Source organism: Anabaena azotica FACHB-119 (assembly GCF_014697625.1).
Classification (GTDB): Bacteria; Cyanobacteriota; Cyanobacteriia; order Cyanobacteriales; family Nostocaceae; genus Trichormus; species Trichormus azoticus_A.
In genome coordinates this window covers 40,913-54,471 of sequence record NZ_JACJSG010000051.1, presented here as the reverse complement: position 1 = coordinate 54,471, position 13,559 = coordinate 40,913, and the positions used below count along the sequence as shown (strand labels likewise).

Sequence of the window (13,559 nt, the reverse complement as noted above, 5' to 3'; positions counted from 1 at the left end):
CGGGAACTTACGCTACAGGAGATTTGCCCTCTTGGGCGGTTGGCGCGAGCCTGCTGTCTAAAGGCGGGTCTGTGAATGTAGAATCCCCGCACTTATAGGGCGGGGAGTGTCAACTAGCATTTGATGTAGTCATATTCAAGTTATCGTTGAGGTGGCGAATTAGGCGAGATAGTTCGCGAATAATATTTACGGCGATTTCGGGTGTCTCTTCAATCGCATCATATAATTGCTCTTGGGTTAATTCCAAAAATTCACAAGGTTCTATGGTCGTCACAGAGGCGGAACGGGGTTGTGTATCAAATACTGCCATCTCTCCAAAGTATTTGCCCTGGTCTACTTCAGCCAGTTGTTTATCGCCGATATGCACTCTGACTCTACCAGAAACAATTATATATAGCGATCGCCCCTCTTCTCCCTGTCTAAAAATTGTATGATTGGCGGGAAAGTGCAATTCGTGCATCACCGAGGTTAGCCGCACAATAAAATCATCCCGCAATTCTTTAAAAATCGGGACTCGTCGCACAAATAATAAACGGTCAACGCTACTTAGCATAGTTAGTCATTAGTCCATAGTCCATAGTCCATAGTCCATAGTCCATAGTCCATAGTCCATAGTCCATAGTCCATAGTCCATAGTCCATAGTCCATAGTCCATAGTCCATAGTCCATAGTTCATAGTCCATAGTCCATAGTCCATAGTCCATAGTCCATAGTCCATAGTCCATAGTCCATAGTCCATAGTCCCTCATCTCCTCCACTCTCTGATGTTTTCTGCCTAGCAAGTAAGTATAAGCTAAAGATTGACTCAAGGCGGCAGAAAATACCACGGAGATTCATAATAAGTATGAGGGTGAAAGAACAATTCCCCTTTCCCCTTTCCCCTTCTTGATAAAACCTCGACAATAACAGACTTGCAAACCAGTCCCCAGTCCCCAGTCCCCAGTTACAGAATGTTTTGGAAATGGTGCTTTCGACTCTTAATAGTCTTTGTAGGTCTTTGGCTATTCTTGGATCTGGGTTCGCGCTTGGGTGCGGAAATTCTTTGGTTTCAAGAAGTCGGCTATCTGCAAGTGTTTCTCCTGCGGTTGGTGAGTCGTGGGGCTTTGTGGGTACTGGCTGTGGGTGTGAGTGCTGTTTATCTTTTGGGAAATTTGGCTTTGGCGCAACGGCTGAAGTATCCCCAGTCTTTGAAAATTGCGGAAGTTAGGGAAGAAGAAGCTGTTTTGACTGTGGGACTAAAAAACTATCTCAGTCCTCCATATTCTCAGTTGAATACAGCTAAGGTATCTGATGGGCGAATGCGACCTTTCAGGTTTCGGTGGCTGCTACCTCTGGCTTTAAGCTTAAGTTTATTAGCAGGTTTAATTCTGGTTCACTATGGAAAAATAGCTGTTTCCTACTGGTATCCAGCATTTAACAACAATATACCTATAATTACCCCATTTCGCTTAGAAACTATCTGGGAATTGGGTAGACAGTTAACTGCTCAAGTTTTATCTGTAGGCTTAATTGTAGGTGTAGCGATCGCTATTCTTATTTACTCACAGTTTGCCCTGGGTGCGATCGCCCTGAGCCTGAGTGTGGTATTCGGGACAATTCTGTTTTACAACTGGACTAAGGTTTTACAGTATTTTTTCCCCACTTCCTTCAACAACACTGACCCTTTATTTCATCAAGATATCAGTTTTTACATATTTTCCCTGCCATTGTGGGAACTGTTAGAACTGTGGTTGATGGGGATGTGCTTATATGGCTTTATCGCCGTGACTCTGACTTATCTCCTCTCCGCCGATAGTCTCAGTCAAGGAATTTTCCCCGGTTTTTCATCCCCACAGCAACGCCATCTCTCCGGTATGGGTGGCTTGTTAATGTTGATGGTGGCTTTTAGTTATTGGTTGAGTCGTTATGAGTTGGTTTATTCTGCCCGTGGGGTGAGTTATGGCGCTAGTTATACTGATGTGAATGTACAGTTACCAGCTTATAACGCTTTGTGTGTTGTGGGATTAGCGATCGCACTCTACCTGTTGTGGCGGACGATTTTTTGGCGGTCTAAGTCTCAGTCTCGTCGATTTATATTTTACGGCTTGGGTATTTATTTATTTCTTATAGCCGCAGCAGGTTATATCTTACCTACTATAGTCCAATATTTGATTGTTCAGCCCAATGAATTACAACGAGAACAACCATACATTCAGCGTACAATTGCCTCAACTAGACAAGCGTTTGGTATAGAAACAATTGATTCCATCACATTTAATCCCCAAGGCAATTTGACTACGGCTGATCTCAAAACCAATGATTTAACAATTCGCAATATTCGACTGTGGGATCAACGACCACTGTTAGAAACTAACCGTCAACTGCAACAATTTCGCCCTTACTATCGCTTCCCTGATGCAGATATTGACCGCTACACCTTAGAAACAGAAATATCAGCAAATAGACCAGCACAACCCCCACAAACAACCAACACAGCCAATAGTGAATCTACAGAACGGCGACAGGTATTAATTGCTGCTAGAGAACTAGATTACAGTGCAGTGCCACAACAGGCGCAAACCTGGATAAACCGTCATTTAATTTATACCCACGGCTACGGCTTTACCATGAGTCCGGTAAATGTGGTTGGGACAGGTGGACTCCCAGAATACTTTGTGAAAGATATTGGGGGAAATAATCAAGGTGCGTTGACTACTGCTAATGAACCAATTCGTGACAGCGTTCCCATCGGACAACCGCGCATTTACTACGGTGAAATTACCAATACTTACGTAATGACTGGTACAAATGTAAGAGAGTTGGACTATCCTAGTGGTAGTGATAACGCTTACAACACCTATGATGGTTTGGGTGGTGTAACTATTGGTAATGGTTGGCGCAGGGGACTATTTGCCATGTATCTGAAAGATTGGCAAATGTTATTTACAAGGGACTTTTTACCAGAAACAAAGGTATTATTTCGCCGCAATGTCAAAAATAGGATTCGGGCGATCGCACCTTTTATCAAATTTGATAGTGACCCCTATTTAGTGGCGGCTGAAGGTAGTCCTGCTTTTCCCGGTAGAAATAATTACTTGTATTGGATTATTGATGGTTATACTACTAGCGATCGCTATCCCTACTCAGACCCCAATAGTCAGGGTATCAATTACATTCGTAACTCCGTCAAAGTAGTTATTGATGCTTATAACGGTAGCGTAAAATTTTACATAGCTGATGCCACAGACCCTATCATTGCTACTTGGTCAAAAATATTTCCTGGGATGTTGCAAAAACTGAGTGATATGCCAACCACTCTCCGCAGTCATATCCGCTATCCCCTAGATTACTTCTCAATTCAATCTGAGCGGTTGATGACTTACCACATGACCGACACCCAAGTATTTTACAACAGAGAAGACCAATGGCAAATTCCCAATGAAATTTACGGTGATAAACCCCGTCCAGTAGAACCTTATTATTTGATTACCAGCTTACCTCAAGTTCCCTTTGAAGAATTTCTGTTATTGTTACCCTACACACCCAAACAACGGACTAATTTAATTGCTTGGTTAGCGGCGCGATCGGATGGTGAGAACTACGGTAAGTTGTTACTGTATAACTTCCCTAAAGAACGCCTTGTATATGGGACAGAGCAAATCGAAGCACGCATTAATCAAGACCCCGTAATATCTCAGCAAATTTCCTTATGGAATCGTCAGGGTTCGAGAGCAATTCAAGGGAATTTGTTAGTAATTCCGATCGAACAATCTCTATTATACGTTGAGCCAATTTATTTAGAAGCAACACAAAACAGCTTACCAACATTAGTGCGGGTAGTTGTCGCTTACGAAAACCGCATTATCATGGCGCAGACTTTAGAACAAGCTTTACAGGGTATCTTTCAACCAGAACTCACACCAGAACCACCAATTATTCGTCCTTTTGAGGAAGGTATACCACCGGGATAAACAGGAGAATGCGAGATTCCCTCAATTCTAAAGAAAATCTTAAGCATATCTACTCATATATCTTTTGATGGAAGTTAAAGAAACTTAACATCGGGCAAAATAATAGTGATAAGTAGATTTGATAGCTAAATATTACAAAATAAATTCTTTAGAATCCTACTGCTCATGAAAGGTAACTTTTTCATATCACAGCAAGAAAAGGAGAGATTATTTCACACTCAGTTGGTCAAGTACGGTGTGAAGTTTGAAAAAGCTGCAAAAGTGGCGAAGATTTTAGCCTCTGGACAGTCAGAGGAAGAGTTGACAGAAGAAGAGCAACGACTTGTGAAGGAAGCTTGTCAACAATGGTTAAAAGGACACAAGCGTCACAAGCAGTTGGTTTCGTTATTTGAGTATGTCAAAAGATAGGTAACAGGTAACAGGTAACAGGCGGGAAAATTGCTTGGTATCTTGACTTTTTGTGTAGTTTGTGTATCTATCCGGCGATCGCCTTCCTTCCAGGGTAGCTGATCGCTAAAGAAATTTAACCCCATACCCAGTCCCTATTACGGTGCTGGAACTGCTACTCGATTACTAGGAACAATTTGCTGCTGATATGAAAATATCTCTCGGCTTCGGGGATGAATAGTTACTTTGAGCCACTGCACATCATTAGTCCCGTTTGCCTGATTGTTACCAAATGTCTCAACACGAGTAAAGTTTTCCAGCCTTCTACCTTGAGAGTCTAGGAATGGCTTGTCAATGCGGAAGTAGTGCGAGTCACCGTGTACGTAAGCAACTGGCTGACGGAAAGCGATCGCTTCATCGCGCAACGCTAATAAAAAGTCTTTAAAGCCATCAGGTTGTCCATCAGTTTGTTCCAGCGTCCTGGGATTTCGTAAAGGCGCTCTGGTTGGGTCGCTCTGATCCCACCCCGGATTGGCTTGAGAAATCAACATGACAGCCTCTGAGTTGCGTTCTTTCGCCGCTCTAAAAGTTTCTCGCAACCATACAATATCGGCGGCGTTTCGCGCTGTGTATTCTGCTGGGTTGGGTGCGGTGTCGCATAAGTTATTGCACGAACCCTGAATATTGATTGTCGCATAAGTCACCCTACCGACTGTCCAACGACGGTTTTCCACACAAGGAACTGCACCGTTGACACCAAGGCAAAGTGGGGTTGTCTGCACTTCCTGGGCTAGCCGACGCTGCCCCAGGGTAAATTTTGTATTGAAGAATACCCGACGCTCGTAGTCAAGGCGCTCAAGTGAATTGTAGCTGCCATTGGAAGGGCGATCGCAATCAGTCCAATCATTGTCACCCGGTGTAAAAACTGCTGGTGCTGCCAACCCATTGAAGTAGCCAAGTACCTTGGCGTACAGCGCATCGTCGCAAAGGCTATTAGAACCCGCTTTGATATCACCATCATGAGCAGTGAAAGCAAGTCTATGGGAGTTCATGTCCTGAATTAAATTTATTACCCCAATTTCCTGTGCTGCCGAGTAGGGTACATCACCCCAAAGTCCAATCTCATAGGCTATATTCGCGTTCCCATAATCTCTAGCAACTACTTTTTCCACACTAGTAAATACCAACGCTAAACTCAGGACTAGTACACAGATTTTGTAGAACAAACCTGCATTAGTGAAGCGTCGAAAAAGTGAGTAGCCAAGCTTGGTCATCATCATCTCCTCATTTGTAGCGCTTTTCAACGAGCGTGAGTTACAGGAAAAATAATTAAACGCAGATGTTGGCGAAGCCTTCCCGAAGGGTACGCAGATGAACGCAGATGAATCTGTATTCTAATCGCTTGCAATCTGCTATATTTTTCGGTTCGTGGGTGCATTGGGAAAAGTAGTTTTTACCCACGCCATTCCAGTCAGGAATTTAGATTACCGATTTTTGATGAGGGATTGGTTATGAATTGGTTAATTAATAGGCTTACTTGAACGGTTGGGGCTGCCAATTAAGTTCCTATAATAGGAGTAATTTTATTTACTACTTTTTGGTAGGAATATGAAAGCGGAAAAACTATCTATTTCTTTACCACCATCCTTAGTGGAGTTTATTGAAAACTACAAATCCAATAAAGGATGTAAATCTCGTTCTCAAGTCATTGAGGAAGCATTAGAGTTACTGCGAAATCGAGAACTAGAAGCAGCTTATCGAGAAGCATCTGCGGAAGTTGACAGTGATTGGAATGTGGCAGTAGCAGATGGTCTAGCAAATGAAACGTGGTGAGGCAGCCGCGTGGGCGGGTTTCCCGACTTGAGCGGACTGCCGAACCCGTAAGGGTGATATTTATTATGCTGACCTTAGTCCTACGCTTGGTTCGGAAATGGGTAAACGCCGTCCAGTGCTGGTAGTCAGTAATGATATTAGTAATCTTGTTGCTACTACAGTAACAATTTTACCGCTTACTTCTAATGTTAACCGTGTTTATCCTTTTGAAGTGCTGCTAAATCCAGAGGTTAGCGGTTTCACAAAACCTTCTAAAGTCCAGGCGCAAAAAGTACGGACAATTTCTAAGGAACGAATTATGGGCGAAGTAGTGGGTAGTTTAGATGAAGAGATGATGGTATTAATTGATGCTGCCTTGAAGTTACATTTGGGATTGAGTTGATTAGGCATAATGCCTATGACGAGGTGTAGCCTTTTACCAAAAAATAGTATTATATGATACAATTTTGGTGAGATTAAAGTCTAAAAGGCTAAAATTTGAATGGTAGCTGACTTTGGAGAATATGTGTAACACTAAGAAGCTACCTGAAGCTATTTTCCTACGGGAGGTTAGGCAATGGCGATCGCCACCATCAATCCCGCCACTGGGGAGACGCTCAAAACCTTTGAGCCGCTCAACGATGCAGAAATTGCCGCTAAATTAGATTTGGCTGCTCAGGCCTTTGCAAAGTACCGTCATACGAGTTTTGCAGAGCGTGCAAGTGCTTTGCAAGCAGCAGCAGATATTCTAGAGCAAGAAAAGGCCGACTTTGCTAAATTAATGACTTTGGAAATGGGCAAGCCTTATAAAGCAGCTATTGCCGAAGTCGAAAAATGCGCTATTGTCTGCCGATACTATGCAGAAAATGCCGCCAATTTTCTAGCTGATGTCAGCGTAAACACGGATGCCAGCCATAGCTTTGTCCGCTATCAGCCCTTGGGTATTATTCTCGCGGTGATGCCGTGGAATTTTCCCTTCTGGCAAGTGTTCCGCTTTGCCGCACCTGCACTCATGGCGGGGAATGTAGGCTTACTCAAGCACGCATCAAATGTACCACAGTGCGCTTTAGCTATCGAAGATATTATCCGGCGGGCTGGTTTTGGTCAAGGTGTATTTCAAACTCTGTTAATTGGGGCGGCGAAAGTTGCCGAGATAATTGCTGATGAGCGAGTAAAAGCGGCTACCTTAACCGGAAGCGAACCAGCCGGGGCTTCCCTAGCGGCGGCGGCTGGGAAACAAATTAAAAAAACGGTTTTGGAGTTGGGGGGAAGTGACCCGTTTATCGTGTTAGAAAGTGCTGATGTAGCCGCCGCCGCCGCCACAGCTACCACAGCCAGGATGTTAAATAATGGGCAATCTTGTATTGCCGCCAAACGCTTTATAGTAGCAGAGGCGATCGCAGATCAATTTGAAAAACTGCTGTTGGAGAAATTCACAGCCTTGAAAATTGGCGACCCCTTACATCCCGACACTGATTTAGGTCCATTAGCTACCCCCGATATCCTCCAAGACTTAGACCAACAAGTGCAAAGGGCCATGCAAAGTGGTGGTAAAGTCTTGACTGGCGGCTATCCTTTAAGCGATCGCCCTGGCAACTTTTACCCAGCAACAATTATCATAGATATCCCAATTGACGCACCCATCGCCCAAGAAGAATTTTTCGGCCCAGTAGCCTTGTTATTTCGCGTGCCAAATTTGGATGCGGCGATTAAACTAGCTAATGCTACACCTTTTGGGTTAGGTGCGAGTGCTTGGACAAACAACGACCAAGAACGCGATCGCTTAATTAGCGAAATCGAAGCAGGCGCAGTATTTATTAATGGTTTAGTAAAATCCGACCCCCGACTACCATTTGGGGGCATAAAACGTTCTGGGTACGGCCGAGAGTTAAGCATTCAAGGCATACAAGAGTTTGTGAATGTAAAAACTGTTTGGGTGAAGTGATTGGTAATTGGTAATTGGTAATTGGTAATTGGTGATTGGTAGTTGATATCACCCATTACCCATTACCTATTACCTATTACCCAAAATATTTATCGCAAGTGAGGATTTGAAAATGAATACAGCAGAACTATTAGTAAAGTGTTTAGAAAATGAAGGTGTGGAATATGTTTTTGGTCTTCCAGGGGAAGAAAATTTACACGTTTTAGAAGCGCTGAAACATTCATCTATAAAATTTATTACAACCAGACATGAACAGGGTGCAGCTTTCATGGCAGATGTTTACGGACGTTTGACCGGAAAAGCTGGCGTGTGTCTGTCTACATTGGGGCCTGGAGCAACTAATTTAATGACTGGGGTGGCAGATGCTAACCTAGATGGTGCGCCTTTGGTGGCAATTACTGGGCAAGTGGGAACAGATAGAATGCACATCGAATCCCATCAATATTTAGATTTGGTGGCGATGTTTGCCCCGGTAACTAAGTGGACTAAACAGATAGTGCGTCCGAGTATTACACCGGAAGTTGTGCGGAAAGCCTTCAAGCGATCGCAAACTGAAAAACCCGGTGCAGTTCATATAGATTTACCAGAAAATATTGCCGCAATGCCCGTAGAGGGCAAACCACTGCAAAAAGATAATAGCGAAAAAACCTTCGCATCCTTCGCCAGTATTCGCGCCGCCGCCGCCGCCATTTCTCAAGCCATTAATCCCTTAATCTTAGTTGGGAATGGTGCAATTAGGGCTAACGCTAGTGATGCTGTTACCCAATTTGCCACCCAAATGAATATCCCTGTTGCTAACACTTTCATGGGTAAAGGTGTGATTCCCTATACTCATCCCTTGGCTTTATGGTCAGTAGGATTGCAACAAAGAGACTTCATCACTTGCGGCTTTGACAATACAGATTTAGTAATTGCGATCGGCTATGACTTGATTGAATTTTCTCCTAAAAAGTGGAATCCCGAAGGTAAAATTCCCATCGTGCATATTGGGGCAATTTCTGCGGAAATTGATAGTAGTTATATCCCCAATGTAGAAGTAGTAGGAGATATTTCTGATTCCTTAGCAGAAATCTTAAAAGTAGCAGATAGACAAGGTAAACCTAATCCTTATGCTATCAATTTAAGAAGCAATATTCGAGCAGATTACGAGCAATATGCCAACGATGATGGCTATCCAATTAAACCACAGAAATTAATTTATGACTTGCGCCAGGTAATGGGGCCAGATGATATCGTCATTTCTGATGTTGGCGCTCATAAAATGTGGATAGCCCGTCATTATCATTGCCATAGTCCTAATACCTGTATTATTTCTAATGGTTTTGCGGCGATGGGTATAGCTATTCCTGGTGCTTTGGCTGCCAAACTCGTTTATCCTAACCGTAAAGTAGTAGCCGCTACTGGTGATGGTGGGTTCATGATGAATTGTCAAGAATTAGAAACCGCCTTACGAGTTGGGACACCATTTGTCACCTTAATTTTCAATGATGGCGGCTATGGTTTAATTGAATGGAAACAAGAAAATCATTTTGGTAAAGGACAATCATCCTTTGTACATTTTGGCAATCCAGACTTTGTGAAATTAGCCGAAAGTATGGGTTTAAAAGGTTATAGAGTTGAATCAGCTTTAGACTTAATTCCTGTACTGAAAGAAGCCTTAGCACAAGATGTTCCTGCTGTAATTGATTGCCCTGTTGATTACCGAGAAAACCGCCGCTTTACACAAAAAGCTGGTGAGTTAAATTGTTCTGTTTAATCAACTATAGTGAGGCTGTTTCCTCAATAAATTGACCTCACAGGATTACTTAAGTTCGTAGTAAGGACTTTAGTCCTAATTTTTTCTCAGCACTAAAGTGCTTACTACAAACATTACTTTATCCATAATTATTAATATTTAAACAAATTATTCCAGCTTAACAACAAGGCGAGTATTGTCACCATATAAGAAATTTATTATACCCGCAATACTTAATAGAAAATAATTTTCATCGGTCTATGTCTGTATTACTTTATAGCCATTAATAATTAAATAACGCACTATTCATTTACTAGAAAATAACACATTTTTTACAAAAAGCTGGTGGGTATTGCCTACAAAATTATCTGCTATATATCGTAGATTTGTGCAATACGAAAGTAGTAAAAGAGCGATTTTAATAAACTTATAACCTAACTTTTGTAGTAATGCGTAACCTAACTACAGATGGTTTAGCATGATAACTTTATATCAATAGTATGAATAAGAATAAAATAGAAAACTCGTGCTTTTCATCGTAAATATACTCCTATAGAATTAGATGTTGACTTCAGATTGGCAAATTCCCCTTCCGTTGGATCAATACCTAAATCATCGGGTTGTCCTATATTTTTTCAGCGATGGGTACTGGGTTCCGATTAAATATTGCTCTTTAAAAAAAGCAATTGAACTGCATCATAAAATCAAAAGTGAGGCGAATAAAGAAGTTTTTCTTTTTCCCGTTGATTTAAATCCGAATACTTTTCACGATTAACAAGGGAACTAGAGGCTAGAGTTCTGTATCTTAACGTTGCGCTTAAGACTGTTAGTAGGGTGCGCTACTTACAAATACAGCATATTTTTGGTAAATGAGGTACAAGCGTAAAACCCAAAACCATATAGAGACGTTACATATAACGTCTCTACAGTATTTCACAAATAGCAAAACTGCTGTATTGTCTTGGTATAGCTGGGGTCTCTCGTAAGTAGCGCACCTGACATTTTGGATATTTTTATCTGGAAGTCTCTTAAGTTAGCGGCTTAACGCCTTTATCTTGACTGGCGTAGATTTTTCAGGACAGAGAGACTGTAGTTATAGCGTTTTTGGCTGTACCTCATATACAGGACTTACGCACCAATGTTATCTGTTAAGACTGGGTGTATACTTCCCTTCGGGACGCTACGCGAACGACTGCGCTCAGTAACCGGGTGTAAGGGTGTAAGGGTGTAGGTTTTGAAGGCTTACCCCCCCTACACCCCTATACCCCTATACCCTTGTCAAAACCCTTGATTTTTCGTTTTCATGCGTAAGTCCTCATGTAGTTAGAAACTGCTATATCCTGAAAAACTCACAATAGCCTCAATTTTAGGGGGATCTCATGACTAGTTCAATTATCAATCCGGTTGAACGCCCCGAAGTGACTCAAAATTTATCTGAGAACTTCATTCTTACCACAGTGGATGACCTTTATAACTGGGCGAAAATGTCCAGTTTGTATCCACTGATGTTTGGTACAGCTTGCTGTTTTATGGAGTTTATGGCGGCTTATGCTTCCCGCTTTGATATGGAACGTTATGGAATGATTCCTCGCGCTACTCCACGTCAAGCAGACTTAATGATTACCGCCGGCACAATTACTATGAAATATGCACCAAATCTGGTGCGTCTCTACGAACAAATGCCAGAACCTAAGTATGTGATTGCAATGGGAGCTTGTACAATTACTGGGGGAATGTTCAGTGTTGACTCTCCCTCAGCTGTGCGTGGGGTGGATAAGTTAATTCCAGTTGATGTATATATTCCGGGATGTCCACCTAGACCAGAAGCAGTGATCGATGCCATCATTAAACTGCGGAAGAAAATTGCTAATGAAAGTATCCAAGAACTACAACAAACACAGCAAACTCACCGTTATCACAGTATTACCCATCAAATGAAGGTAGTTGAGCCGATTTTGGATGGACAATATCTTAGAAGTTCAAAACGTGAAGTTCTACCGCCAGAACTAACAGCAGCAACAGGTTTACCATTGGTTAATGGTCAAGATTCATTAGTGATTAGTCATATCATTTCTGCTTAAATACTTATCATATCTTGGGGGTTGGTAATGGGTAATGGGTAATGGTAGAAAGCAATTACCCTGTGGGACTCCAAAACAGAAGCAAGCTAAGGCAGTCTACCAGGCACTTCATACCCCACCTGTGGCTACACTCACCGCCAAAAGGACTTTTTTTATCACTTAATTACTACCCCTGTGAAGAACTAAAAAGTTAGGAGTATATCCGATGATTACCTTACAAGAAAGTTTTGCGAATGAAGCTGTTATCAAATTACCGGGTGGAAGCAGTAACTTTAAATGGCTACAGATGCTCAAGGTAATTTTACGACCAATCGAAAGTTTAGAAGAAACAGAACGGCGCTACGGTGATATATTCACTTCTGACTTGGGTGTGTTTCCTACACAAATAGTTATTAGTAATCCCCAAGCTATTCAAGAACTTTTTACGGCTGATTCTCAGTTGTTTGAATCAGGTTCAGGAAATTATGTAGTTCAACCCTTGGTAGGTGCTAACTCGCTAATTTTGCTAGATGGCGATCGCCACCTACAACAGCGTAAACTATTAATGCCTTCGTTTCATGGCGAAAGGATGCGAACTTATGGTCAGGTAATCCGTGAAATTGCTGATCAAGTAACTAGTAAATGGGTGATTGGTAAACAGTTTACCGCCCGTTCCTATATGCAGGAAATTTCTCTGCAAGTGATTTTACGTACAGTTTTTGGGTTACAGGAAGGGAAGCGTTACCAACAAATTAAGGAAGTCCTGGTGGAAATGTTGGATACCTTCAATACACCCATAAGTGCTATTTTCCTATTCTTCAAAGCATTGCAGCGAGATTTAGGCCCTTGGACTCCTTGGGGTAGGTTTATCCGTCGCCGACAACAACTCGATGAACTGCTTTATCAAGAGATTCGGGAACGTCGCCAGCAACCGGAAGCTAATGGTGAAGATATCCTCAGTTTACTATTGTCTGCGCGTGATGAAAATGGTCAACCCATGACTGATGTAGAGTTGCGGGATGAGTTGATGACCATGCTGTTTGCTGGACATGAAACGACTGCGATCGCTCTATCATGGGCATTATATTGGGTGCATTACGTTCCCGAAGTCCGCCAGAAGTTACTGCAAGAACTCAATTCTCTTGATATAGCCAATGCAGACCCAACAGCAATTACTCAATTACCTTACCTGAATGCTGTCTGTTCAGAAACCTTGCGAATTACACCAGTAACTTTCTTTAGCTTCCCGCGAGTTCTCAAACAACCGATGAATTTCATGGGTTACAACTTACCAAAAGGGATGATGATTTCACCTTGTATATATTTAACTCATCAGCGCCCAGATATTTATCCAGAACCTGAACTTTTTAAACCAGAACGGTTTCTTGAACGTCAATTTTCCCCTTATGAATTTATCCCCTTTGGTGGTGGTAATCGTCGCTGTTTAGGAAGCGCATTTGCTTTATTTGAAATGAAGTTAGTATTAGCTACTATTCTCTCTCAATATTCACTGGAATTGTTGGATAAAGTGCCGCTTAAACCTGTGCGTCGGGGTATAGTATTTGCCCCACCCGGCGGTGTGCGTTTGATGGTGAAGGGGTGAAGGGTGTAAGTGTGGTTTCATACAGAAAAAGAAAAATTTATAAGTTCTGATTTCTGGTGTTGTAGCA

10 protein-coding genes are annotated in these 13,559 nt (G+C 42.2%); 8 read left to right on the top strand and 2 right to left on the bottom strand.

Annotated features, from left to right (window positions below; all coding sequences use genetic code 11):
• Positions 1–109: 109 nt before the first annotated feature.
• Positions 110–553 (bottom strand): cyclic nucleotide-binding domain-containing protein, encoded by a 444-nt coding sequence (locus H6G83_RS28265; protein WP_190478253.1) that lies wholly within the window; start codon positions 551–553, stop codon positions 110–112.
• Between the two features lie 397 nt (positions 554–950).
• Here H6G83_RS28265 and H6G83_RS28260 point away from each other — a divergent pair, with 397 nt between their 5' ends.
• Together H6G83_RS28260 and H6G83_RS28255 are read left to right on the top strand one after the other, a co-directional pair.
• Positions 951–3,950: a UPF0182 family protein gene (locus H6G83_RS28260; protein WP_190478251.1), complete on the top strand. Its 3,000-nt coding sequence runs from the start codon at positions 951–953 to the stop codon at positions 3,948–3,950.
• Positions 3,951–4,115: 165 nt separating this feature from the next.
• Positions 4,116–4,358 (top strand): hypothetical protein, encoded by a 243-nt coding sequence (locus tag H6G83_RS28255; RefSeq protein WP_190478249.1) that lies wholly within the window; start codon positions 4,116–4,118, stop codon positions 4,356–4,358.
• A gap of 137 nt (positions 4,359–4,495) precedes the next feature.
• Here H6G83_RS28255 and H6G83_RS28250 read toward each other — a convergent pair whose 3' ends face one another.
• Positions 4,496–5,611: a hypothetical protein gene (locus H6G83_RS28250; RefSeq protein WP_242044879.1), complete on the bottom strand. Its 1,116-nt coding sequence runs from the start codon at positions 5,609–5,611 to the stop codon at positions 4,496–4,498.
• 334 nt (positions 5,612–5,945) lie between these two features.
• Between H6G83_RS28250 and H6G83_RS28245 the strand changes: the two genes are divergently transcribed.
• The 6 genes from H6G83_RS28245 (at position 5,946) to H6G83_RS28220 (ending at position 13,492) form a co-directional block, all read left to right on the top strand.
• On the top strand, positions 5,946–6,170 hold the full coding sequence (locus H6G83_RS28245) for a ribbon-helix-helix domain-containing protein (RefSeq protein WP_190478245.1): 225 nt from the start codon (positions 5,946–5,948) through the stop codon (positions 6,168–6,170).
• A 58-nt stretch (positions 6,171–6,228) separates the two neighbouring features.
• Complete coding sequence (locus tag H6G83_RS28240) at positions 6,229–6,552, top strand: type II toxin-antitoxin system PemK/MazF family toxin (protein ID WP_190478264.1); 324 nt, start codon at positions 6,229–6,231, stop codon at positions 6,550–6,552.
• Positions 6,553–6,726: 174 nt separating this feature from the next.
• Positions 6,727–8,094 carry an NAD-dependent succinate-semialdehyde dehydrogenase gene (locus H6G83_RS28235; protein ID WP_190478243.1) on the top strand — a complete coding sequence of 456 codons (1,368 nt, stop codon included), beginning with the start codon at positions 6,727–6,729 and terminating at the stop codon, positions 8,092–8,094.
• Between the two features lie 112 nt (positions 8,095–8,206).
• Entirely contained in the window at positions 8,207–9,850 is a 1,644-nt protein-coding gene (locus H6G83_RS28230; RefSeq protein WP_190478241.1) for an acetolactate synthase large subunit, read from the top strand.
• Between the two features lie 1,358 nt (positions 9,851–11,208).
• Positions 11,209–11,910, top strand: a complete 702-nt coding sequence (gene nuoB, locus H6G83_RS28225) for an NADH-quinone oxidoreductase subunit NuoB (protein ID WP_190478239.1) — start codon at positions 11,209–11,211, stop codon at positions 11,908–11,910.
• Positions 11,911–12,115: 205 nt separating this feature from the next.
• On the top strand, positions 12,116–13,492 hold the full coding sequence (locus H6G83_RS28220; protein WP_190478237.1) for a cytochrome P450: 1,377 nt from the start codon (positions 12,116–12,118) through the stop codon (positions 13,490–13,492).
• Positions 13,493–13,559 lie beyond the last annotated feature (67 nt).

What these genes read in the sequence shown, in the direction of transcription:
- H6G83_RS28220 (WP_190478237.1), top strand. Translation starts at nt 12,116, where the DNA reads ATGATTACCTTACAAGAAAGTTTTGCGAATGAAGCTGTTATCAAATTA.
- H6G83_RS28245 (WP_190478245.1), top strand. Translation starts at nt 5,946, where the DNA reads ATGAAAGCGGAAAAACTATCTATTTCTTTACCACCATCCTTAGTGGAG.
- nuoB (WP_190478239.1), top strand. Translation starts at nt 11,209, where the DNA reads ATGACTAGTTCAATTATCAATCCGGTTGAACGCCCCGAAGTGACTCAA.
- H6G83_RS28260 (WP_190478251.1), top strand. Translation starts at nt 951, where the DNA reads ATGTTTTGGAAATGGTGCTTTCGACTCTTAATAGTCTTTGTAGGTCTT.
- H6G83_RS28235 (WP_190478243.1), top strand. Translation starts at nt 6,727, where the DNA reads ATGGCGATCGCCACCATCAATCCCGCCACTGGGGAGACGCTCAAAACC.
- H6G83_RS28250 (WP_242044879.1), bottom strand. Translation starts at nt 5,611, where the DNA reads ATGACCAAGCTTGGCTACTCACTTTTTCGACGCTTCACTAATGCAGGT.
- H6G83_RS28230 (WP_190478241.1), top strand. Translation starts at nt 8,207, where the DNA reads ATGAATACAGCAGAACTATTAGTAAAGTGTTTAGAAAATGAAGGTGTG.
- H6G83_RS28255 (WP_190478249.1), top strand. Translation starts at nt 4,116, where the DNA reads ATGAAAGGTAACTTTTTCATATCACAGCAAGAAAAGGAGAGATTATTT.
- H6G83_RS28265 (WP_190478253.1), bottom strand. Translation starts at nt 553, where the DNA reads ATGCTAAGTAGCGTTGACCGTTTATTATTTGTGCGACGAGTCCCGATT.